Genomic DNA, 20,354 nt, shown 5'->3' on the forward strand with positions numbered 1-20,354 from the left:
GCGGCGAACCGTGTCCGGGCGAATTGTGTCCGGGCGAACCGCGGGCGACCCTAGCGGCCGGCGCGCTCCGCCATCCGCAGCAGCGCCCCGTCGGTCAGCCTGAACACCGTCCACTCCGCCATCGGCACCGCCCCGGCCGCCCGGTAGAAGTCGATGGCGGGCTCGTTCCAGTCCAGCACCGACCATTCGAGCCGCTGATAGCCGCGCTCGACGCAGATGCCGGCCAGCGCGGCGAGCAGCGCCCGCCCGTGGCCGCCGCCGCGCCGGTCCGGCCGGACGTACAGGTCCTCCAGGTAGATGCCGTGCGTGCCGCGCCAGGTGGAGAAGTTGAGGAACCACAGCGCGAAGCCCACCACCTCGGCCCCGTCCCCGTCCCCGTCCACGGCGACGTGGGCGAAGACGGCCGGATCGGGGCCGAACAGCGCGGCACGCAGTTGCTCCTCGTCGGTGCGCACCTCGTGCGCGGCCTTCTCGTAGGTGGCCAGGTCGCGGATGAGCTGCAGGATGGCGGGCACGTCGGCGGGAGTAGCTGGTCGGATCACGCCTTCCAGCGTACGGGCACCGGCGGGTCCGCCCCCCTCAGCCCGGCGGCATCGGGATCCGGGACCGGGCGTTGCGCACGACGTCCTGGTCGGCCACGCTGAGCAACTGCTGGGTCAGGTCCTCCAGGGCCCGCGCGGCGGCCAGCTCGTCGCCGATCGCCGCCGCCGGCGGGTCGACCGGGTTGCGGTGCGCCTCGCCGTGCCCCGTGAGCCGCGACTGCTCCGGCATGGTCAGGACGGCCTGCGCCGTGGTGACGTCGTCGTCCTCGGTGATGTCGATCTGCACGTCCCAGTGCTTGTCCTTCACGACTCCACCTCCTCGCTTTCGGTTCCCCCTACCCGCCGTGAGCCGCCCGGCACCTCCCCGGTACCGAGCGCGCTCGGCCACGGCCGGACCGCGCCGGGTCGGCTCAGCCGGGCGTGACCAGCTCGGTCCGGTGGCGGGCCGTCAGACGAGGAGGCTGATGGCCCGTTCGGCCAGCGACCGGTCCATGGGGAAGGGGGGTCGCGGGTCGTACTCGATGGCGAGCTGCACGGCCCGCGCCGTCTCCTCGTCGCTCGCCGCGGCGAGCAGGGCGAGGGCCATGTCGATGCCGGCCGACACGCCCGCGGCCGTCACGATCCGGCCCTGCGTCACCACCCGCTCGGTGACCGGCTCGGCCCCGTAGCGGGACAGGTGGTCGAGGATCGCCCAGTGGGTCGTGGCCTTCAGGCCGCCGAGCAGGCCGGCCGCTCCCAGCAGCAGCGAGCCGCTGCACACCGAGGTGGTCCACCGGACGTGCTCGTGGGCCGACCTGATCCAGCCGACCAGCGCCTCGTCCTCGAGGGCGGCGAACGTGCCGGGCCCGCCCGGCACCACGACCACGTCCGGCCGGGGCACGTCGCCGTAGCGGGCGGTGGCCGTCAGGGTGAGCGTGCCCTGGTCGTCGGTGACCGGTCCGGCCTCGCCGGCGACGAACGTCACGGTGACGCCGGGCGCGAAGGCGAGGACCGTGTACGGCCCGACGGCGTCGAGCGCGGTGAAGTCGGGGTAGAGGGGAATCGCGACGTGCATGATCAGCTCTCCTTGGTTCGGAACCGGCGCCGGTAGTCGCCGGGTGAGACGCGCCAGGTGCGGCGGAAGACGCGGTAGAGGGTTTCCGGCCGGCCGAGCCCCGACTCCCTGGCCACCCGGTCGAGCGGATGGTCGGTGGTCTCCAGCAGGCGCCGGGCCGTGTCGGCGCGGGCCCGCTCGACGTACCGGCCGGGCGAGAGGCCGGTCTGGTCGGTGAAGACGCGCGAGAAGTGCCGCTCGCTCATCCCCGCCCGCCTGGCCAGGGCGGGTACGCGCAGGTCGGCGGCCGGGTGGGCGTCGATGTACGCCTGCAGGTCGCGCAGCGGCTCGCTGCGCGGCACGGCCACCCGCATCGGGGCGCTGAACTGGCTCTGCCCGCCGGGCCGGTGCAGGTACACGACGAGACAGCAGGCGACCTGCCTGGCCAGTTCGTGGCCGTGGTCCTCGGCCACGAGGGCCAGCGCCAGATCCACGCCCGCGCTGACGCCGGCCGAGGTCCAGGTGTCGCCGTCCCGGATGTAGATGGGGTCGGCGTCCACCTCGACGGCGGGGTAGCGGTCGCGGAGCACGTCGGAGGCCAGCCAGTGGGTGGTGGCCCGCCGCCCGTCGAGCAGCCCGGCCTCGGCCAGGATCAGCGCGCCGCTGCAGACGGAGGTGACGCGGCGGGCCGTGCCGGCCAGCCGGCGGACGCCCTCGACCAGCTTGCGGTCGCGCATCCACTCGCCGGTGGACAGGCCGCCCGCGACCATCAGCGTGTCGACGTCGCCGCCGATCCGCCCGAGCGGTGTCCGTACGGCGACCGTGACGCCGTTCTGCGCGGTCACCTCACCCGCGTGGACGGCGGCGAGCTCGACCCGGTAGGCGTCGCCGCCCGCGAGCAGGGAGGCGAGCGCGAACACGTCGGCGGGTCCCGCCATGTCGAACAGCTGGAACCCGTCGAAAACCACGATCACGATCCGCCTGGTCACACCTTTCATGCTGGTCAGGGCGCGGGCATGGCGTCAATGACAGGGTCATTGCAGATCACGCCACCTCGGCCGTGACCAGGAACATCACGAACGTGGCCAGGAACGGCCGCGCGGCCACCTCCGCGATCCACTCCTCGGCGCCGGCGTCGAGGTGGCCCGCCCGGATGGCCCTGCCCACGCTGCGCCGCAGCCCCAGCAGTCGGTCGGCGGTGCCGAAGTCGCGGAACACCGGCGTGTACACCTCCACGGACCGCACGGCGAGCCCGGCGCCGGCGCACAGCCGGGCCAGGCTCCGGCCGACGGTCGCGTTGCGGACGATCTCCGTGGCGACGAAACGCGCCAGCCGGCGGCTCAGTTCCGGCTCGCCGGAGTCGATCAGCAGGCCGTCCCAGTCGGGTTCGGCCAGGACGGCGTGCCCTCCCGGCCGGAGCATCCGCCGCACCTCGGCGAGCGCCCGCGCCGGGTCGTCCACGTGCTGCAGAACCCGGTCGGTACGGGCCCGGTCGGCGATGCCGTCGGCCAGCGGCAGCGCGTGGGCGTCACCGTGCCGCACCCGCACGCCCGGTGTCCCCGCCAGCCGGGCCCCGGCCGTCTCGACCATCACGGGGTCCCGGTCGACGCCGACGACCGTGCCGCCCGGCGCGACCGCGGCCGCCATCGCGCCCAGGTCGGTGCCCGGCCCGCAGCCGATGTCCACGACGGTGTGCCCCGGTCTCAGATCGAGCAGGCGGAGCACCCGCCGCTTGCACCCCTGCCCGGGGGCGCTGGCCGCGACCTGGTCCAGATAGCCGATGGGGTCGGGAGCTCTGGTATCGATCATGGGATCAGCGAAGCACACCGGTGTGCAGGCCCCGTGGAGACGCGGTCGAGGTCCGGTGCGGCCGGCCCCGTCACGCCTGCATCACCCCGGCTCCCTTCCGGGGGAGGAACCCCGCAGCGGCTCCTGGGGCGCCTCGAAGCAGGCCAGCCAGCCGGCGAGCAGCGCCTCCAACTGCTCGGCCTGCTGCGGGGTCAGGCAGTCGAGCAGCCGGCGCTCGTTGCGCATGTGCTCGGTGAACGCCTGGTCGATCAGCTCCCTGCCGGCCGTGGTCAGGGCGACGACCCGGCCCCGGCCGTCCCGCGCGCTGCGGCGGCGGGTGACGAGCCCGGCGTGTTCGAGCCGGTCCACCCGCTTGGTCATGGCGCCCGTCGTGACCATGGTGTGGGCGGCCAGCTCGCCGGGCGCGCGCTCGTACGGCTCGCCGGCGCGCCGCAGGGTGGCGAGCACGTCGAAGTCCCCCTCCCCCAGGCCGTACCGGCGGTAGACGACGCACAGCCGTTCGGTCAGGTGATCGGCGAGCCGGTGCAGGCGGCCGATCACGCCCTGCGGGCTCACGTCCACGTCGGGCCGCTCACGGGCCCACTCGTGCTGGATCCGGGCGACGTGGTCGAGACGTTCGGTCACCCCGCCAATATACCTTCCAAGGAAGCTATATTGGCTTCCATGGAAGCTACTTTCCGGTGGGCGGCCGTGACCGCGCTCGCGCCGGTGGCCTGGGGCTCGACCTACCTCGTCACCCACCGGTTCCTCCCGCCCGACCACCCCCTGTACGGCGCCGCCATCCGGGCGCTGCCCGCCGGCCTGCTGCTGCTCCTCGTGGCCAGGAGGCTGCCGCGCGGCGCGTGGTGGTGGCGCTCGCTGGTGCTCGGCACACTCAACATGGGCGCGTTCTTCGCCCTCGTCTACCTGGCGGCGCAGACGCTTCCGACCAGCGTCGCCTCGACGGTCATGGCGACCTCACCGGTCGTGATGATGCTGTTCGCCTGGGCGGCACTGGCCGAACGGCCGCGAGTGGCGCACCTGGCCGGCGCGGGCGTCGGGATCGGCGGGGTCTGCCTGCTGCTGCTCGACGGCACGGCCGCCGTGGACGCCTCCGGCGTGCTGGCGTCGGTCCTCGCCATGGTCATGTCGTCCTTCGGCTACGTGCTGGCCAAGCGGTGGAGCGCGGACATCGACGTGTTCTCGCTGACCTCATGGCAGCTCGTCGCCGGAGGGGTCGTGCTCGTCCCCGTCGCCGTCGCCGTGGAAGGGCCGCCGCCGCCGCTGGACGGGCCGGCGCTGCTCGGTTTCGGCTACGTCACGGTCGTCGCGACGGCCCTCGCCTTCGCCGCCTGGTTCCAGGGGCTGCGGCACCTGAGCGCGGGGACGGTGGGACTCATCGGACTGCTCAACCCGCTGACCGGCGTCCTGCTCGGCACCGCGCTGGCCGGCGAGACCCTCACCCCGGGGCAGCTCGCCGGCCTCGTCCTGGTCGTCCTCGGCATCCTGCTCGGCCAGCCCGCGGCGTCCCGCCTGCTCTCCCGGCGAACCCGGCCACCCCGGACGCCGCACCTCACGGCCCCGCGGCCGGCCCCGGCCCCAGGCGCCCCGAACGACTCGCTCGGCCGCTGCTAGCTTGGGATCATGACCGCCGCAGCGACGCCCGACCGCCTGGTGCGGGCGGTGGAGATGATGGGCGTCAGGCCCGCCGACCGGGTCCTGGAGATCGGCTGCGGCCGGGGCGTCGCCGTCGCCCTCGTCTGCGAACGCCTGGCGGGTGGCACGGTCACGGCCATCGACCGCTCGGCGACGGCGACAGCCGCGGCCAGGGAGCGCAACGCGGCGGCCCTGGCCGCGGGCACCGCGGTGCTGCACAACACCGCCCTGGAGGACGCCGCGTTCGAGGACGGCGCCTTCGACCAGGTCTTCGCCGTCAACGTCAACCTCTTCTGGGTCCGCTCCCCGGCTCGCGAGCTGCGGCTCATCGGCCGCTGGCTCGCTCCGGGCGGCCGCCTCCACCTGTTCTGGCAGCCGCCCGGCGAGGCGAAGGCCGCCGAGATCGCCGCCAAGGTCCCCCCGCACCTCATGGCCGAGGGGTTCCACGTCGAGACCGTGACCGCGTCTCCTCTGGTCCACGTCACGGCCCGGCGATCATGAGGAGCGGGCGAACACCACGACGTCCGCGTCGGGTCCGGTCAGCCGCCGCCAGCCGAGACGTTCGTAAAGCCTGATCGCGTCGTACGCCTTCGGCGCTGTCAGCAGCCAGCAGTCGGCCGCCTCCGCGCAGAGCAGGCCGAGGATGCGGGCGGCCAGACCCTGTCCTCGGGCATGCGGGCTGACCGCGAGCTCGTCCACCTCCAGCGCGCCGACCAGGCGTGTCTCCACCTGGTCACCGAGCTGGACGCGCACCCGGTCGTAGGCCCGGCCGGCCGGGAACGGGCGCCGCGTCGGCCATGCCGTGCCGAAGCCGGCCGGTTCGCCGTCCCGGCGGGCGAGCACCGCCCCGAAGCCGGGCCGGCGCACGTCCGCGGCCAGGCGCCGGGCGAAGTCGGCCACGCCGTATCCGTCCTCGTACCAGGGCGGACCGGCGAACGACACGCGGTAGACGTCGATCAGCTCGGCGACGCGGGCGAGCGTCTCCTCGCCGGTGAGTCGTTCCAGCCGCACGCGGTCACCCGCGTCCTGCCGGTGCCGGAGCGGCTCGTGCCCGGACATCGCCACCTCATCACTGTCTAGATAGGCTATGGCGGTGACGATAGAGCCGGGGCGCATCACGGGTCAATCACGCATCACTGGTCAATCCGAAATAGACGGTTATGTCAGCAGCAGGGTCGAGCTGGCGGCCCTGCTGGCGAACTGTCTCACCGTCACGTCGGCGCACGGCCGTCCCGTCGCGCCGGCCCGCTGTGGCGAGGAACGGCGCGCCGCGATCTCCGCCCGGCTGGCCGAGGCCGGCCGGCCAGCCGGCACGTTCACCGCCGCCGACGCCGACCGGCTGGCCGAGGTCGCCGCGGAGCTGCGCCCCGTGTTCGGCGCCGGCCCGCGCGTCGTCGAGGCGGCCGAGCGGCTCAACCGGCTGCTGGTCCGGCACGGCGCCGTGCCCAACCTGCACGGCGCCCCTGACCGGCCCCTCGTCCTCGCCTTCCACCGGCCCGACGCCGGCCTCGTCGACGCGTGGGCGGCGGACATGGGCACCGCCCTGGCCATGGTCATCGGCGTCGGCCAAGCGGCCCGGCTCGGCGCCTGCCAGGCCGGCAACTGTCACCTGGTCTTCTTCGACACCACGCGCAACGCCTCCCGCCGCTTCTGCGACCTGTCCTGCCAGAACCGCGCCAAGGCCGGCGCCTACCGGGCCCGGCGGCGAGCGTGAGACCCGTCCCGCGTCCCGGACGTCCTCCTCGGTGAGCCGGCCGCCGTGGAGGCGGACACCTTCGTCGGTCAGCCGGCCGCCGCGGGGCGGACCGCCACGGTGAGCAGGACGGCGGAGTCGTCGATCGCGGTCAGGCTGTGCCGTTCGGACGGGATCACGACGTAGTCGCCCGCCGCCCCCTCCCAGGCGTCCTGGCGGGTCGCGAGGCGCACGCGGCCGCGCAGCACCTGCAGGGTCGCCTCACCGGGGCTCTCGTGCTCGTCCAGGCCGCGCCCGGCCGCGAGCGCGAGCAGCGTCTGGCGCAGGGAGTGCTCGTGCCCGCCGTGGACGGTACGGGCGCTGCGCCCGCTGGCGGCCTGCCGCGCGGCGGCCAGGTGTTCGCCGGCGAGGTCGTCCAGGGAGATGGTGTGCATGGTGGCGCCTTTCGGTCTCGGCCGGCCCAGGGGTCCGGCGGCGGGGTTCACGTCGGCAGGATCCACTCCCGCCGCCCGTGGCGACGGCCGCAGCCGCGGTCATGCGAGCGCCCGCTCGCCCGGGCGGCCGGTCCCGGCCGAGGTCGCGAGGTGCGCCAGGCACAGGTCGGGTTCGGCGAAGGGGTCGAGTCGGTCCACCGTCACCGGGGCGCCGAGCGCCGTCATCGCGCCCTGCATGAGCCCGAGGTGCAGGGGGCAGATCACGTCGGCCCGGGTGCCGACGAGTTCGAGGAACGGACAGTGCCGCAGGCCGATGCGCCCCTGGCCGCCTCCCGGCCGTTCCTCGGGAGCGAACCCGAGATCGCCGAGCAGGCGGACCAGCCGGCCCACGGCCTCCTCCCGGGTGTGCGCGCGGGGCGACTCCGGCTGCTCGACCAGGAAACCGCCCCAGGCCCGCCCGGCCTCGGTGGCCCTGGCGGCGGGCTCCGGCCCGGCGGCCAGGTGCCCGGCCAGGATCTCGGCCAGCAGCCGGTAGCTGCGCGGGCCACCGGGGTCCATGCCCGGCCGGGCCCGGAACGTCAGCGGCGGCCGCCCCGGACCGGCGGGCGCGGCGTGCACCCGCTCCACCCGGCCGCTCTCCACCAGGGCGTCAAGGTGGAAACGCACCGTATTGGGATGCATCGCGAGCCGCTCGGCGAGCTCGGTCACGCCGAGCGGCGCGCCGTCCTCGTCGTGCAGCGCGGTCCAGACGAGCCGCCGCCGGCCGGTCAGCGGCGCCGCCCCGGCCACCCCGCCCGCTTCATCGACGTTCCTCATGAGCCGAGTTTACACAAAACGCTGTTGTATAAACAGGCGTCCGCACCGGCCAGAGCTGCCGCTGCCGAGGACGCCCGACGTCGGCTTGCACGCGGGCGGCCCCTCAGGCCGGGGGCGGGGACCCCGGGCCGCCTTCGGCCCGGGACTGCGGCGCCGCGTGATCGTCGCACGCGGCGCCCGCGTGCGACCTGCGGGTGACCTTCGAGCCCAGCCACCGCGTGACCCTGCGGAGCGGCTCCAGCCCCTCGGACACCTGGTCCAGCCGGTAGTACAGCGGCGCCGGGATGCGCGGGAGCAGCGCGGAGTGCCGCTGGTCGAGCAGCGCCATCATCATCTCCGGCGGGCGGTCGATGTAGCGGGGGAGGTTCTCGAACCACTGGGCGCTGTGGCGGGCCGAGCGCTGGGCGGACCGGATGACCGGCATCCGGGCCCGCTCGTAGCGGGCGAAGGCGGTCTCCAGCCGCTTTCCCCGGTGCAGCGCGTTCACCAGGAAGGCGGCGTCCGCCAGGGCGAGGGCAGTGCCCGCGCCGATGGAGTAGTGGGTGGTGTGCGCGGCGTCACCCAACAGGACGAGGTTGCCGTGGTGCCACGTCCGGTTGGTCAGGGTGCGGAAGTTCAGCCAGTGCGCGGTGCCGTCGGGCTGCGCCCGGCCGATCAGCGGGTGCCGGTCCAGCATGTCGGCGAACAGCTTCTCCAGGACGTTCAGGCAGTCGGCCTCGCTCGCCTTGTCGAACCCGAGCCCCTTCCAGGTCTCCGGGGAGCATTCGACGACGCAGGTGCTGTGGTCCCCGCTGTACTTGTAGCCGTAGCACCAGATCCAGCCGTGCTCGGTCGCGGCGAAGGCGAAGGTGAACGAGTCGAAGACCTTGGTGGTGCCGAGCCAGACGTAGACGTTCCGCCCGACCGCGATCTCGGCGCCGAAGTGGTCGGCGTGCCGCTCGCGCAGCACGCTGTTGATCCCGTCTCCGGCGACGACGACGTCGGCGTCAGCCACCTCCTCCGCTCCGGCGATCTCCCGCTCGAACTCCACGCGCACGCCGAGCGAGCAGGCCCGCTCGGTGAGGATGTCGAGCAGCCGATGCCGGCCGATGCCGAAACCGTCGTCCCCGTTCTCCACGGTCGCCGTCATCCGGTCCCGTACGTGCACGACCCAGCTGTTCCACCGGGCGGAGTGTTCGCGGATGGCGCGCGCGGACTCGGAGTCGGCACCGTACAGATAGCCGAACAGCTCGTTCGAGTAGGTGACACCCCAGCCGTACGTGGACCCGGCCGGGTTGCGTTCGTAGACGGTGATGTCGTGGGACGGGTCGACCCGCTTCATCAGGATGGCGAAGTACAGGCTGGCGGGTCCGCCGCCGACACACGCGACCTTCACAAGAGCCCCCATTGTGACTTAATGCAAGCGATCAGTCACATAGAGTATCCAAGTGTGTCGTCGGGAGGGACCTCGCGCCGGTCCGAGGCCAGTCACGAAACAACCAAATACCCGGACAAGCCCTCATCCACGGCCCCGATCAGCGGCAACCGCGTCGCGGCCTTCAGCGCCCACCAGCCGTCGGCGCCAGGAACTCCCGCGCGCCGCGCAACCGGGTCCGCAGCCGCCCCTGGGTCGTGGCGCAGTCCAGGCGCACGTCCACGGGTCCGGGCACCCCGGCGTCCGCCCGCCGGCCTGAGGGCAGCCGGTCCGCGTCGAGACCGTCGCGGCGGGCGATGAGCCGCCCGAGCTCGTATCGGCTCACGGCATCGGCCCCGGCCACGTGGTGGACACCGCGATACTCCGAGGCGGCAAGCTCCAGCAGCGCCGCGGCGAGATCGGACACCTGCACCGGGCACCGCACGTCATCGGTGAACAGCACCCCGCTCGCCCGGCCCGCGGCCAGCGCATGCACCAGGGACTCGTGCGAGGAGCCACCGTCGCCGATGATCAGAGACGTCCGGGCCGTCACCGCGGCCGGTGCGATCGCGTTCACCGCCGTCTCGGCCGCGGCCTTGGCCGCGCCATAGGGGCTGATCGGGTCAGGGACGCACGTCTCGTCATAACGGATCGCGGCGCCGGAGAAGACCGCGTCGCTGGACACGTGGACCAGGCGTCCACCCGCCGCGGAGACGGCGAGGGCCACGTTCGCCGCGCCCGTCGCCGTGGTCGTCCAGTCCGTCTGCCGGAAGGCAGCGTTGATGACCGCTTCTGGCTGGAATGCGCCGATCAGCCGTTCGACGTCCTCCCGGCGGCGCACGTCGAGCGGCCGCCATTCGACGCCGGCGGCCTGCCCAGGCCGGGTCAGATACGTCGCGGCGATCTCGTGCCCCGCCAGGGAACACTGCCGGACGAGCTCGCTGCCGAGCAAGCCGGTGCCACCGACGATGAGAGTCCTCATGGCCGGTCACCCTAGTTGACCAGCCGTTCCGGTACGGCCGCCGCGGTTCAGCGTTGCCTGAGGCGGAGCGCCTCCTTGCGCGTCTCGGCCTGGACGGACCGCTCATGCTCCAGCCACGCCGGACTGTCCGCCTTCAGCGCCTCGATCTCGGCGGTGGTGAGCGGCCCGGTGATCCCGCCTCTGACCAGACCGGAGATGGAGACACCGAGCCTCGCGGCGACGACCTGCTTGGGATGCGGGCCGTTGCGGCGGAGGTCGGCGAGCCAGGCGGGCGGCGTCGCCTGCAACGCGTTCAGCTCGTCCCTGGAGACGACGCCCGCCTGGAACTCGGCGGGAGTGGCCGAGAGGAGGACACCCAGCTTCTTGGCCGCCGTCTCGGGCTTCATCGTCTGGATGTTCTTCGTTCTGGGCGAGGTCATGGCGTCGAGCGTAGTCAGTCGGAACGGGTCCCGCCGACATCGGTACGCTGAGGAGGTGACTGATGGGGAGACCGGCAGGGTGTTCCGGCTGGCGTACGCGCCCGGGGTGACCCCCGCGAAATGGGTCAACGTCTGGACCGAGAGGATGCCCGACGTGCCGCTCGCCCTGCTCGCGGTGCCCGCCGCCGACGTGGTGGGGCTGCTGCGGGACGGCGGCGCCGACGCCGGGTTCGTCAGGCTGCCGGTCGACCGCGACGGGCTCAGCGTGATCCCGCTCTACGTCGAGACCACGGTGGCCGTGGTGCCCAAGGACCACGCGGTCGCCGCCGTCGACGAGGTGACCGTCGCCGACCTGGCCGACGACGAGGTGCTCCACCCCCTGGACGACACCATCGAGTGGGCGGACCGGCCCGGGCTGCCCGCGTTCACCCGCCCGGCCACGACGGCGAACGCGGTCGAGCTGGTGGCGGCCGGCACCGGGCTGCTCCTGGTTCCGCAGTCGCTGGCGCGCCTCCACCACCGCAGGGATCTCACCTACCGGCCGGTGCCGGACGCGCCGCAGTCCCAGGTCGCGCTGGCCTGGCCCACGGACGCGACCACCGACCTGGTGGAGGACTTCATCGGCGTCGTCCGCGGCCGTACGGCCAACAGCTCGCGAGGCCGCGCCCCCGCCTCCCCCGCGCCGAAACCGGCACAGCGGCAGGCGCCGAAACCCGCCCAGCGCGGCTCCGGCCGCCGGACCGCCCCGACCGCCCGGAAGAGGAGGGGCCCCCGGCCCCGCTGACCTGCCGGTCAGCCGCGTTGTTCGGCCCGTTGTTCGCCCGCCGCGTTCACGAGAGTGTGCTTCGCCCCGGAAGCCAGCTGGTGGAGGGTGTGGCCCGCGGCCTTCTTGAAGAGATACTCGGCGCGTTCGTAGGAGAGCCGGCCCCGTCCCGTGTCCGGGCACAGGTCGGCGGGCTTGGGCAGCCGGGCCGGGGCGGGTCTCCGGTCGGCCAGGAACACAGGGCCCCGGGTCCGGCCGGCCAGCAGCTCCGGCAGCAGGGCGGCCGTGCCGTACCCCCACGAGATCCAGACCGGCCCGGTCCTGGTGGTGACCCGGCCGCGGCGCGCGGTCAGGTCGAGGTCCTCGACGTCGAGTGACAGGGCCGCTCTCGCGGACGCTCCCGACTCGTGCAGGAGCCGCCAGAGCGTCCGCTCGCGCAGGGACGGGTGCCGCCACAAGGCCTCCAGGTCCGGTCCGTGGACGGCGGGGCGGCGTTCGCGGTTCTCCGGCTTCCTGTCCAGCCCGGCCGACAGGTCCTCGATGGCGGCCCAGGCCGAGAACGAGCGTACGGCGGCGCGGTGCCGGTTCCAGGTCCTGGGCGCCGCCGTCCCCCAGGCGACGGCGAAGACCCCTGCCACCTTCCCCACGGTCACGTCGGCGAGCGGGGTGCCCGGGCCGAGGTCCAGGCGCAGGCGGCGCAGGGTCTGGCCGTAGGAGCGGACCGTCTCGGCCTCCAGGTCCTCGCGGGCCAGGAAGCCCTCCGCGGCCTCGCCCAACGTGATGCCGGCCCTCCCGGGACGCGCCCGGGCCGCGCCCGCGGCGGCGCGTCCGAGGAGGAACGCGCGTTCCGCGGCGTTGCGGGTGAGCGCGGCTGCGCGTTCGAAGTCCTTGGCGGCCTCACCGTGCCGACCGAGCCTGGTGAGCAGGTCGCCGCGGACCACCGACAGCAGGTGGTAGTCCTTGAGCGCCCGCTCCGCGGCCACGGTCTCGACGAGGTCCAGCCCTGCCTGCGGCCCGTGCGCCATGCCGACGGCCACGGCCCGGTTGAGCCGGACCACCGGCGACGGCGTCAGCCGTTCCAGCTTCTCGTAGAGCGTCGCGATCTGCGCCCAGTTCGTGTCCTCCGCGGTCGTCGCCTGCGCGTGGCAGACGGCGATCGCGGCCTGCAGCACGTAGGGACCGAGCGGACCGCCCGCCTGCCTCGCCCGCAACATCGCGGCGAAGCCGCGGGTGATCAGGAGCCGGTCCCAGAGCCCGCGGTTCTGCTCGTGCAGTTGGATCGGCTCACCGGAGGGCCCGGTGCGCGCGGCGGCGCGTGACGCCTGGATCTCCATCAGGGCGACCAGTCCGTGCACCTCGGCCTCACGGGGTGCCAGCTCGGCCAGCAGCCTGCCCAGGCGCAGCGCCTCCAGGGCGAGTGCCGGGCGCATCAGGTCGTCGCCGGAGGTCGCCGAGTAGCCCTCGTTGAAGATCAGATAGATGACGTCGAGTACGGACGTCAGCCGGCCGGCGAGCTGCGGCCCCGGCGGCAGTTCGAACGGGACCCGCTCCTCGGCGAGGGTGCGCTTGGCCCTGGCGATGCGCTGTGAGACGGTCTGCTCCGGCACCAGGAACGCCCGCGCGATCTCCTGGGCGCCCAGGCCGCCGAGCAGCCGGAGGGTCAGCGCGACCCGCTCCTCGGCGGGCAGCACGGGATGGCAGGAGATGAACATCAGGCGCAGTACGTCGTCGTCGGGCTCGGGATCCTGCCCCTCCGGCGTGCGGGCGATCTCCTCGTGTCTGCGCGCCATCCGCTCGTCGCGCCGGATGTGGTCGATCGCGCGGCGCTTGGCCGCGGTCATGAGCCAGGCGCCCGGACTGTCCGGGACGCCCTGCGCGGGCCACTGCTCCAGCGCGGCCACCAGCGCGTCCTGAGCGAGCTCCTCGGCCAGGCCGACGTCGCGGACCATCCTGGTCAGGCCCGCGATGATCCGCGCGGACTCGAGCTTCCAGATCGCGTCGACCGCTCCGTGGGCGTCCGGTGCGGCGCTCATCAGTAGATCTGCTGGATCCGGCCCTCACCATCGCCGATGATCTCGAAGAACCGACGGGACAGCTCCAGCGCCTCCTCCTTGGACCCCACCTCGACCAGCGCGAACCCGCCCGCCATCTCCTTGGCCTCGGCGAAGGGTCCGTCGGTCACCGTGAGCTCGCCGCCGACGGACTTCAGCACGCTGCCCCCCAGCTCCATCCCGCCGGTGTCCAGCAGCACCCCGGTCCGGGTCAGCTCCTCGATGAACTTGCCCATCTCGATCTGGAGCGTCTCGTCCGTCTTCCGCTCGCTCACGCTCGTCAAGAGAAATCGCATCCCGTACTCCTTTCCGGGCAACTCTAGCGTCCCGCGTTCCCTGTCACATCGCGTGAACGACGCATAGGCAGAACCACGAAGGGAACCGCAAACATGACCACCATCACCCGCAGCTCCGCCCCCACCCGCAGCTCCGCGCCCACCCGCACGCTGCTCACCGCCGCGGCGGCCGCCACGCCCGTCTGGACCGTCGTCGCCCTGGCGCAGGCGTTCACCCGCGAGGGTTTCGACCTGGTCCGCCACCCGCTCAGCCAGCTCGCCACCGGCTCGCTCGGGTGGATCCAGATCGCCAACTTCCTGATCGTCGGCTCGTTGCTCATCGCCGGCTCCTTCGGCTTCCGCGACGTCCTGTACGGCAAGCCCGGCGGCACCTGGGTCCCGCGCCTCACGCTGGTCGCCGGCATCGGAATGATCGGCGCGGGCGTCTTCGTCATGGATCCCGCCGACGGCTTCCCCGTGGGCACGCCCGCGGGACCGCCTACGGCGATGAGCTGGCACGCCATCATGCACATGGTGACCGGGTCGGTGACGTTCATCGCTCTCGCCGCGGCCTGCTTCGTCCTCGGCCGGCACTTCACCCGCACCGGCGCCCGCGGCATGGCCGTCGCCTCCCGCCTGGCCGGTGCGGCACTGATCCTGGGTGACGGCTGGGCGGTCACCGGCGGGCACGCCGCCTCGGTGACGCTCGCCACGGGGGTCATGATCGCCATGGGCTGGATCTCCCTCGTCGCCGCCCGCTTCCGCACGTCCGCCTGAAACCACTCACCCCGTCATCCTGAGGAGAAACCCATGAGGAAGATCGTCGCTGGGCTGTTCGTGTCGCTGGACGGCGTCGTGGAGTCGCCCGAGACGTGGCACTTCCCCTACCTGAACGAGGAGATGGCCGCAGCGGTCATGGCGACCCAGGCCGAGGCGGACACGCTCCTGCTGGGCCGGGCCACCTACGAGTCCTTCGCCGCCGTCTGGCCCCACCAGACCGGCGAGATGGCCGACCAGCTCAACGCCGTCCCCAAACTGGTGGCCTCCACCACCCTGCGGACGGCGGAGTGGAACAACTCCACCCTGATCAAGGAAAACGTGCTCGACGAGCTCAGGAGCAGGAAAGAGCAGCCGGGCAAGAACATCAGCATCACCGGCAGCATCACGCTGACCAGGACGCTGCTCCGCGCGGGCCTCATCGACGAGCTCCGCCTGATGGTCCACCCCATCGTGCTCGGCACCGGAACCCGGCTGTTCGACGAGAGCACCGGCCGCCTGCCGCTCAAGCTGGTCGAGTCGACCACTTTCACGACCGGCGTCCTGAACTTCCACTACCAGCCGGCCTGAGGAGCCGGAGATGACCAGGCCCGCCCCCGGCACCTACTTCAAGGCCTACCCCTCCGCAACAACACCGTGACAAGCCACACGATGGTGGGCAGGAGCAGGATCACCACCAGGAGACCGACCCCGAGAGCGATCTCGGCGTCGGTCACCGGCCTGCCTGAAAGATCATCGTCCATCCTGCGAAGCTATCCGCTGCGGGGACCGGCCGGTATGCCCCGTGCCCAGCACCGGGAGAGAGACCAGGACGCCTCGACCGCCTACCCGTTCCGGACCCCGTCATCACTCGGCGGGGACGACCCGGCCGTGCTCAAGGTAAAGCGTCTCTCCCAGCTCATGGGCGGTGACGGCAGCCTTGAGACGGCGGGCAAGACGCTCGATCAGAAGTTCGTCAAGCTCTTCAACGGCACGGAACTCGTACGCGCTCAGCTCGTTGTCGGTGAAGGTGATCTGTCTCATCGTCTCCCCGTCGAGCGTGCCGCCATCGAAGACGAACAGGACTCTGTCGCCCTCCTGCGGGCGAGGCGCCCAATCCACCACGAGGAGACGACCGATGGCCGGCTGGATGCCCAGCTCTTCGCACACTTCGCGGACGCATGCCTCATACGGCGTCTCCCCCGGCTCGACGCACTTGCCCGGGATGTCCATGTCGGGCTTGTACGTGGGCCGAGCTGCGTGACAACAACAGCGCCCTCATGGTGCACCGCCCCGAACCCGGCATGCCGGTATGGGTGTTCGTCGGCTACGGCGGGGCGTACTACTCCTGGCAGAACGCCGAGCAGCGTCACTCCGTCAGCGACGTGGAAGGCGCGGCCCAAGAGCAAGGCGTTCCTGCGCCGGCGCCTGGTCGTCCGTGACTGCGAGCCCACCGAACTCGTCTCCCTCTGGCTGCCCTTGGAGCTGTCGGAGGGTACCGACCTGACCAGCGGCGAGCCTCTGCCGCAGGGCATCCGCGACCATCTGCGCTCACGTAAGGGTGTGCGCTTCGATCACATCGTGGAGCAGATCGCCGCACGCATGCCCACCATCCAGGAGGCCGAGCAGCTCGGCATGCCCAGGAGCACGCCGCTCCTGGCCGTCTTCGGAGCGGTCCGTGACGCCTCGGGCCGCCTCTGGTCGTGGTCGAGGTGCTGCTGCCTGCGGATCGTTACGAACTGGAAGACGCCTACCCGGTTTCGTAGGGCACCACGACGATCTGATGGGGGTCGTCGTAGATCACTGTGCCGGGGTCGGCCATCTCGACGCGTACGCACTCCACGCGATGGGTGGCGAGGATTTCCAGGTAGCCGGACAGGCGTTCGACGAGATGGCCGGCTGATGGCTTGAACCACGCTGTTGCCCCGAGGTTCAGCGCACGGTCGTAGACCTGGGGGTCCACATCGGTGGGATCGATCAGGTTCGCATGGAACCAGGCGTGGCGCTCGACCCTGAACCGCTCCTCCTCCGGCGAGAGCCGTCCATGCTTCGCGAGGCCGTTGATGAGGCCGAACACTCCCGGATGGACGCCTCGTGCGTTCGGCGTGGGGCTTTGGAACCTGGTGTACAACGGGCGACTCCTCCTTGATCGCGATGGTCACCCCGTCCAAGGGCCGCCATGAACGCCCTCGCAGAAACAGACCAACCGCGCCCATTCAGGCCGGGCGGTGGCTGGAAGGCGCCATGCCTGCCTCTGCGCCCGTGGTTCCTGAGGGTGATTTCTAGGTGAACAGCGATAATAGGATCATGACACGCGGCACTGTGAAGTTCTTCAAGGCCGAGAAGGGGTGGGGAGCGATCTCCTCCCCTGAGCTCCCGGCCGGTCGTGATGCGTTCGTGATATTCGGTGACGTCGTGGGGCGCGGAAACTGGAGTCTGGAGGCAGGCGACGAGGTCGAGTTCGACATCGTCAAACGGTCGCAGGACAGCTTTGACTACGTAGCCGAGAACGTCCGCAGACTGTAATTTGCCTGTTCTGACCACGACGGCGCAGCTGCTCGTGCCGGGCGAGCATCACTTGAAAGATCAAGTGCCTGACAGTCAGGAGGGGAGAGCCGTCATGGCTCTGCAAGGTCCCATCCCCGTCACCTTCGCCATGGTCTTCCCGCACGGCTGCTACGTCGTCGGCGAGGTCGAGCCCGTCAAGGACTTCGACGCCTCCGCCGGCGGCCGGTTCGTACAGGCGACGCCATGAACGCGAAAATCCAACAGAGCTCATGGCACGCCAATGGCACGAAGCCCCGTTTCCATGATCGGAAACGGGGCTCTTTTCGCAGGTGGGCGGTACTGGGTTCGAACCAGTGACCCCTCGCTTGTAAGGCTCGCCGCGAGAGGGTGGGACCTCGGGTGATTCGGGGTCCCACCTCGGCGAACGTTCCGCCCGGGTCCTCGACCGTCCACGCTCGTCCTGGGCCGTTGTCACTCAGATAGTCACTCAGTGGGGGCGGCCTGGCCGTGCTCCAGATAGACGGTCCTGTCAAGCTCGCGTGCAGCGGCGGCGGCCTTGACACGACGGGCAAGCCGCTCGATCAACAGCCCGTCCAGTTCCTCCACGGGATGAAACTCGTAGCCGCTCAGCTCGTTGTCCACGAACCTGATCTGCTTGCGCAACTCGCCGTCCAAGGTGCCGCCGTCGAACACGAACAGGACCTTGTCGCCCTCCTTAGGAAGAGGCGCCCAATCGACCACGAGGAGGCGACCGATGGCCGGCCGAATACCCAGTTCCTCTTGCACCTCTCGAACGCACGCCTCGTACGGTGTCTCTCCCGGCTCGACGTACCCGCCCGGGATGTCCATGGAGGGCTTGTACGTAGGATGGACGAGAAGCACACGACCGCTGTCATCGAAGAACAGCGCACCGGCAGCGGCACGGGCCTGGGCGAACGGTGGAGCCTCCTGATCGTTCACAGCCCCGACCTTACGCCACAGGGACTGCCTTCACACGATGTGCAGTCGCCGGGCGAGAGCTGCGAGTTGGTAACTGGGTTTGCCCTTCTGCCTTCTGATCCACGACATCGTGAGCTGGCGGCTGAGGTAGTGATGGCGCACCTGCTCGGGAGCGATGGTCTCGGCCTCCAACAGCGCGGCCATCGCGTCGTCGGTACGGTTCCACAGGCTCAAGGCATGCGCCACGGCCAGGCCATGACGAGCGCGACGTTCGATCGGAAGCCCGCTGGTATCCAGCTTCGGCCCGAGTTCCACAGCCACCTGGATGTCTCCCAGCTCGATTGCCGTGGCCACCTGATGGATACGGACGTTCGTCGGCCCGAACGCGGTCCAGACATGGTTGGCGTCACCCCCGAGCCGCACCGCCGCTTCCTGTGCCTCGGCAAGGAACGCGCGTGTCGTGCTGCGGTCGTCGTCTCGCGCCGCCGCCATCGATCCGGCGAGGTACAGCGTCCCGTACACCGAAAGCAGCTCAGCCGTGGCGTGCGGAAGGTCGGGAGACAGCAGGTCGGCGGCGTCAATCGTGAGCTGCTTGGCTGCCTCGTAGCGGCCGTTGGACAGAAGGGCGTGGGTCACGGAGCGAAGCAATGAGGCCGTCACAAGCTGATCACCGGATTGCCGTGCGAAGGAGAGTCCCCGCTCAGCGGCAATCCATGCGAGATCAGCCTCACCCACCTTGGCCAGGATGCTGGCCGCGGCGTGGTAGACCTGCCCGAGCACTCCCAATGCGGCCATGTGGGCGTCACCGTTCGCTGCGCGCGCAGCATGATGCGCCTCTCCCAGAAGTCCGGGCAGAGTCCGGATCACGTAGCTGTACCGGGCTCCCTGGTACGCCCGCCACACCTCGGCAAGGGCACGTCGCAGGTCGGCCTGCCCGGAGGGTTCCGCGTTCTCCACGAGCCCCGCCATCGGCGAGAGCTGCCGATAGTCCGTGATCGCGGCGCGCAGTGCTGGGATGGTCTGATCGCCGCTTCCGTCCGTCCACTCGAACAGGTGCGGCTCGGCCAGTAGATCACCGAGGGACACGTCCAATACGCTCGCCAGGGACTTGATGACGGACAGACGATCCAAGGTGATGCGGTCGTTCTCCACCTTGCTCAGCCAATCGGTGGTCCGTCCCACCAGCCCGGCCAAGACGTCCTGAGACATCCCACGCCGCCGCCGGTACCAGGCCACGCGCTGGCCGATGGACAGATTGCTGGTCATTCCTCGCATGCACCTCATCATCGTCGGATGCCTACGACGGACCCCTGAATTTCCTTCCGGCCTCACAGCTCGGCCGACACATACCGTCACGCTACGTCACTGCCGTACGTGATGGGAGGTCACTCATGCAACCGCCGAACCGACACCCCACACCAGAGAAGCACGCCGCCGATGCCCTGGCCGACGCCCTCGCCGCTCATGGCGTATCCGCAGACGTCCATGACGGCTATGGCCTGAGCCTGGTGTCCGTGTGGGTCGGGCTCGTCGTCTGGTGCGACGGCGATTGGTACTGGTGGCGGGCAGGCTGGGACGACCGCCGCAAACGAGTGCTGTACGCCCGCCATCCGGCCATCGAACCGTCGAGAGCCGCGCGCCGGGTCGCCTTCCGCTACGCGGACCTTCAGCGACGACACCCACTCACGGAGACGATCCGCAATCTGCGCCCGGAGACCACGGAAGCGAGCCCTCAGTGAAGGAAGCTCGCGAGAGGCTGGGATGTCGAGTCGAGATCGTGGCCATGCTCCACAGTCCCGCTCGCACTGGGGCCGTAGGCGACTTGCTGCTGGGGCAGCGCGGAACCGTGAAGGAGATTCTGCGCAGTGGCACGCTTGCGCTGGTGGAACTGGAAGCCGACTGGGCCGATCTGCCGGGCGGGGTGCGACGCTGGCCGGTCCAATGGGACGACTTGCTCATCTGCTCGACAGCCAGCGCAAACGCCACCTACGCCGACTATCGCCTCGGCCTGTCGGGCTCAGGCCGTGAGGCGATACAGCATGCGGTTCCAGCGGGCACCGAGCACAGTCTGTGCGGGCGGGAGGTATACCCGCTGCCCATCTGCGGCTGGTCCATCTCCTTTACCCCCGCATCCAAGCGAACTTGTGTCGACTGCGCTCGGCTCGTACTGAAACAGGTCGGCTCCTGCAGCGCAGACCCGGACACCCGCACGCAGCGTGAGAGCCACACGGGTCTGCTAACCTGAACAGGTAGAGAGATGGGTAGAGCCCTACCGGTTCACAGCCGGAGTCTCTCACAGAAAGGTG

General features: G+C 71.3%; 29 protein-coding genes and 1 pseudogene. 11 read left to right on the plus strand and 19 right to left on the minus strand.

What is annotated here, in order from left to right; genetic code table 11:
• Positions 1 to 50 precede the first annotated feature (50 nt).
• The 6 genes from ACGF0J_RS25810 to ACGF0J_RS25835 all read right to left on the minus strand — a co-directional run bounded on the left by ACGF0J_RS25810 (position 51) and on the right by ACGF0J_RS25835 (position 4,008).
• On the minus strand, positions 51 to 542 hold the full coding sequence (locus ACGF0J_RS25810; protein WP_393149566.1) for a GNAT family N-acetyltransferase: 492 nt from the start codon (positions 540 to 542) through the stop codon (positions 51 to 53).
• A 37-nt stretch (positions 543 to 579) separates the two neighbouring features.
• The gene (locus tag ACGF0J_RS25815) at positions 580 to 849 is read right to left on the minus strand and encodes a DUF1876 domain-containing protein (RefSeq protein ID WP_393149567.1); all 270 of its coding nucleotides are present in this window, start codon (positions 847 to 849) and stop codon (positions 580 to 582) included.
• Between the two features lie 141 nt (positions 850 to 990).
• Positions 991 to 1,596: a DJ-1/PfpI family protein gene (locus tag ACGF0J_RS25820; RefSeq protein WP_393149568.1), complete on the minus strand. Its 606-nt coding sequence runs from the start codon at positions 1,594 to 1,596 to the stop codon at positions 991 to 993.
• Between the two features lie 2 nt (positions 1,597 to 1,598).
• Positions 1,599 to 2,573 (minus strand): GlxA family transcriptional regulator, encoded by a 975-nt coding sequence (locus tag ACGF0J_RS25825; protein ID WP_393149569.1) that lies wholly within the window; start codon positions 2,571 to 2,573, stop codon positions 1,599 to 1,601.
• Between the two features lie 46 nt (positions 2,574 to 2,619).
• Positions 2,620 to 3,384, minus strand: coding sequence for a methyltransferase domain-containing protein (locus ACGF0J_RS25830; protein ID WP_393149570.1), 765 nt, complete (start codon positions 3,382 to 3,384; stop codon positions 2,620 to 2,622).
• Between the two features lie 81 nt (positions 3,385 to 3,465).
• The gene (locus ACGF0J_RS25835; protein WP_393149571.1) at positions 3,466 to 4,008 is read right to left on the minus strand and encodes a MarR family winged helix-turn-helix transcriptional regulator; all 543 of its coding nucleotides are present in this window, start codon (positions 4,006 to 4,008) and stop codon (positions 3,466 to 3,468) included.
• Positions 4,009 to 4,047: 39 nt separating this feature from the next.
• On the opposite strand from ACGF0J_RS25835, the gene ACGF0J_RS25840 reads away from it, so the two are divergent.
• Both ACGF0J_RS25840 and ACGF0J_RS25845 read left to right on the plus strand, forming a co-directional pair.
• The gene (locus ACGF0J_RS25840; RefSeq protein ID WP_393149572.1) at positions 4,048 to 4,998 is read left to right on the plus strand and encodes a DMT family transporter; all 951 of its coding nucleotides are present in this window, start codon (positions 4,048 to 4,050) and stop codon (positions 4,996 to 4,998) included.
• 9 nt (positions 4,999 to 5,007) lie between these two features.
• The gene (locus tag ACGF0J_RS25845; protein ID WP_393149573.1) at positions 5,008 to 5,520 is read left to right on the plus strand and encodes a class I SAM-dependent methyltransferase; all 513 of its coding nucleotides are present in this window, start codon (positions 5,008 to 5,010) and stop codon (positions 5,518 to 5,520) included.
• Here the strand turns inward: ACGF0J_RS25845 and ACGF0J_RS25850 are convergent.
• Entirely contained in the window at positions 5,515 to 6,078 is a 564-nt protein-coding gene (locus ACGF0J_RS25850) for a GNAT family N-acetyltransferase (RefSeq protein WP_393149574.1), read from the minus strand. The genes ACGF0J_RS25845 and ACGF0J_RS25850 overlap by 6 nt on opposite strands.
• A gap of 34 nt (positions 6,079 to 6,112) precedes the next feature.
• Here ACGF0J_RS25850 and ACGF0J_RS25855 point away from each other — a divergent pair, with 34 nt between their 5' ends.
• On the plus strand, positions 6,113 to 6,733 hold the full coding sequence (locus ACGF0J_RS25855) for a CGNR zinc finger domain-containing protein (RefSeq protein ID WP_393149575.1): 621 nt from the start codon (positions 6,113 to 6,115) through the stop codon (positions 6,731 to 6,733).
• Positions 6,734 to 6,801: 68 nt separating this feature from the next.
• Here ACGF0J_RS25855 and ACGF0J_RS25860 read toward each other — a convergent pair whose 3' ends face one another.
• From ACGF0J_RS25860 to ACGF0J_RS25880, 5 genes are all read right to left on the minus strand, one after another.
• Complete coding sequence (locus ACGF0J_RS25860) at positions 6,802 to 7,146, minus strand: cupin domain-containing protein (RefSeq protein ID WP_393149576.1); 345 nt, start codon at positions 7,144 to 7,146, stop codon at positions 6,802 to 6,804.
• Positions 7,147 to 7,245: 99 nt separating this feature from the next.
• Positions 7,246 to 7,962: a helix-turn-helix transcriptional regulator gene (locus ACGF0J_RS25865; RefSeq protein WP_393149577.1), complete on the minus strand. Its 717-nt coding sequence runs from the start codon at positions 7,960 to 7,962 to the stop codon at positions 7,246 to 7,248.
• Positions 7,963 to 8,065: 103 nt separating this feature from the next.
• Positions 8,066 to 9,337: an FAD-dependent monooxygenase gene (locus tag ACGF0J_RS25870; protein WP_393149578.1), complete on the minus strand. Its 1,272-nt coding sequence runs from the start codon at positions 9,335 to 9,337 to the stop codon at positions 8,066 to 8,068.
• Between the two features lie 163 nt (positions 9,338 to 9,500).
• Positions 9,501 to 10,337 carry an SDR family oxidoreductase gene (locus ACGF0J_RS25875; protein WP_393149579.1) on the minus strand — a complete coding sequence of 279 codons (837 nt, stop codon included), beginning with the start codon at positions 10,335 to 10,337 and terminating at the stop codon, positions 9,501 to 9,503.
• A 47-nt stretch (positions 10,338 to 10,384) separates the two neighbouring features.
• Positions 10,385 to 10,756 (minus strand): DUF5997 family protein, encoded by a 372-nt coding sequence (locus tag ACGF0J_RS25880; RefSeq protein WP_393149580.1) that lies wholly within the window; start codon positions 10,754 to 10,756, stop codon positions 10,385 to 10,387.
• 55 nt (positions 10,757 to 10,811) lie between these two features.
• Here ACGF0J_RS25880 and ACGF0J_RS25885 point away from each other — a divergent pair, with 55 nt between their 5' ends.
• The gene (locus ACGF0J_RS25885) at positions 10,812 to 11,540 is read left to right on the plus strand and encodes a LysR family substrate-binding domain-containing protein (RefSeq protein ID WP_393149581.1); all 729 of its coding nucleotides are present in this window, start codon (positions 10,812 to 10,814) and stop codon (positions 11,538 to 11,540) included.
• Between the two features lie 8 nt (positions 11,541 to 11,548).
• Here ACGF0J_RS25885 and ACGF0J_RS25890 read toward each other — a convergent pair whose 3' ends face one another.
• Positions 11,549 to 13,552 carry a sigma-70 family RNA polymerase sigma factor gene (locus ACGF0J_RS25890; protein WP_393149582.1) on the minus strand — a complete coding sequence of 668 codons (2,004 nt, stop codon included), beginning with the start codon at positions 13,550 to 13,552 and terminating at the stop codon, positions 11,549 to 11,551.
• Entirely contained in the window at positions 13,552 to 13,866 is a 315-nt protein-coding gene (locus ACGF0J_RS25895) for a YciI family protein (protein WP_393149583.1), read from the minus strand. The genes ACGF0J_RS25890 and ACGF0J_RS25895 overlap by 1 nt, the downstream gene beginning before the upstream one ends.
• A 93-nt stretch (positions 13,867 to 13,959) precedes the next feature.
• Here ACGF0J_RS25895 and ACGF0J_RS25900 point away from each other — a divergent pair, with 93 nt between their 5' ends.
• Both ACGF0J_RS25900 and ACGF0J_RS25905 read left to right on the plus strand, forming a co-directional pair.
• On the plus strand, positions 13,960 to 14,622 hold the full coding sequence (locus ACGF0J_RS25900; RefSeq protein ID WP_393149584.1) for a DUF998 domain-containing protein: 663 nt from the start codon (positions 13,960 to 13,962) through the stop codon (positions 14,620 to 14,622).
• A 33-nt stretch (positions 14,623 to 14,655) separates the two neighbouring features.
• Positions 14,656 to 15,192, plus strand: coding sequence for a dihydrofolate reductase family protein (locus ACGF0J_RS25905; protein ID WP_393149585.1), 537 nt, complete (start codon positions 14,656 to 14,658; stop codon positions 15,190 to 15,192).
• Positions 15,193 to 15,230: 38 nt separating this feature from the next.
• On the opposite strand, the gene ACGF0J_RS25910 is transcribed toward ACGF0J_RS25905, so the two are convergent.
• Complete coding sequence (locus ACGF0J_RS25910; RefSeq protein WP_393149586.1) at positions 15,231 to 15,365, minus strand: hypothetical protein; 135 nt, start codon at positions 15,363 to 15,365, stop codon at positions 15,231 to 15,233.
• Positions 15,366 to 15,468: 103 nt separating this feature from the next.
• The gene (locus ACGF0J_RS25915) at positions 15,469 to 15,834 is read right to left on the minus strand and encodes an NUDIX domain-containing protein (protein WP_393149587.1); all 366 of its coding nucleotides are present in this window, start codon (positions 15,832 to 15,834) and stop codon (positions 15,469 to 15,471) included.
• A gap of 27 nt (positions 15,835 to 15,861) precedes the next feature.
• Between ACGF0J_RS25915 and ACGF0J_RS25920 the strand changes: the two are divergent.
• Positions 15,862 to 16,311: pseudogene (locus ACGF0J_RS25920) on the plus strand (UTRA domain-containing protein); the annotation flags it as partial.
• A gap of 40 nt (positions 16,312 to 16,351) precedes the next feature.
• Here the strand turns inward: ACGF0J_RS25920 and ACGF0J_RS25925 are convergent.
• The gene (locus tag ACGF0J_RS25925) at positions 16,352 to 16,732 is read right to left on the minus strand and encodes a hypothetical protein (RefSeq protein WP_393149588.1); all 381 of its coding nucleotides are present in this window, start codon (positions 16,730 to 16,732) and stop codon (positions 16,352 to 16,354) included.
• A gap of 176 nt (positions 16,733 to 16,908) precedes the next feature.
• Here ACGF0J_RS25925 and ACGF0J_RS25930 point away from each other — a divergent pair, with 176 nt between their 5' ends.
• Positions 16,909 to 17,127 carry a cold-shock protein gene (locus ACGF0J_RS25930; protein ID WP_393149589.1) on the plus strand — a complete coding sequence of 73 codons (219 nt, stop codon included), beginning with the start codon at positions 16,909 to 16,911 and terminating at the stop codon, positions 17,125 to 17,127.
• 94 nt (positions 17,128 to 17,221) lie between these two features.
• Positions 17,222 to 17,356: a hypothetical protein gene (locus tag ACGF0J_RS25935; protein WP_393149590.1), complete on the plus strand. Its 135-nt coding sequence runs from the start codon at positions 17,222 to 17,224 to the stop codon at positions 17,354 to 17,356.
• A gap of 236 nt (positions 17,357 to 17,592) precedes the next feature.
• Here ACGF0J_RS25935 and ACGF0J_RS25940 read toward each other — a convergent pair whose 3' ends face one another.
• Positions 17,593 to 18,069: an NUDIX domain-containing protein gene (locus tag ACGF0J_RS25940; protein WP_393149591.1), complete on the minus strand. Its 477-nt coding sequence runs from the start codon at positions 18,067 to 18,069 to the stop codon at positions 17,593 to 17,595.
• A gap of 30 nt (positions 18,070 to 18,099) precedes the next feature.
• Entirely contained in the window at positions 18,100 to 19,314 is a 1,215-nt protein-coding gene (locus ACGF0J_RS25945) for a helix-turn-helix transcriptional regulator (RefSeq protein WP_347779712.1), read from the minus strand.
• Between the two features lie 125 nt (positions 19,315 to 19,439).
• Here ACGF0J_RS25945 and ACGF0J_RS25950 point away from each other — a divergent pair, with 125 nt between their 5' ends.
• Together ACGF0J_RS25950 and ACGF0J_RS25955 are read left to right on the plus strand one after the other, a co-directional pair.
• Positions 19,440 to 19,787 carry a hypothetical protein gene (locus tag ACGF0J_RS25950; protein WP_393149592.1) on the plus strand — a complete coding sequence of 116 codons (348 nt, stop codon included), beginning with the start codon at positions 19,440 to 19,442 and terminating at the stop codon, positions 19,785 to 19,787.
• A gap of 107 nt (positions 19,788 to 19,894) precedes the next feature.
• Positions 19,895 to 20,293: a hypothetical protein gene (locus ACGF0J_RS25955; protein ID WP_393149593.1), complete on the plus strand. Its 399-nt coding sequence runs from the start codon at positions 19,895 to 19,897 to the stop codon at positions 20,291 to 20,293.
• Positions 20,294 to 20,354: the final 61 nt, after the last annotated feature.

It is taken from the genome of Nonomuraea sp. NPDC047897, assembly GCF_043204415.1.
Taxonomy (GTDB): domain Bacteria; phylum Actinomycetota; class Actinomycetes; order Streptosporangiales; family Streptosporangiaceae; genus Nonomuraea.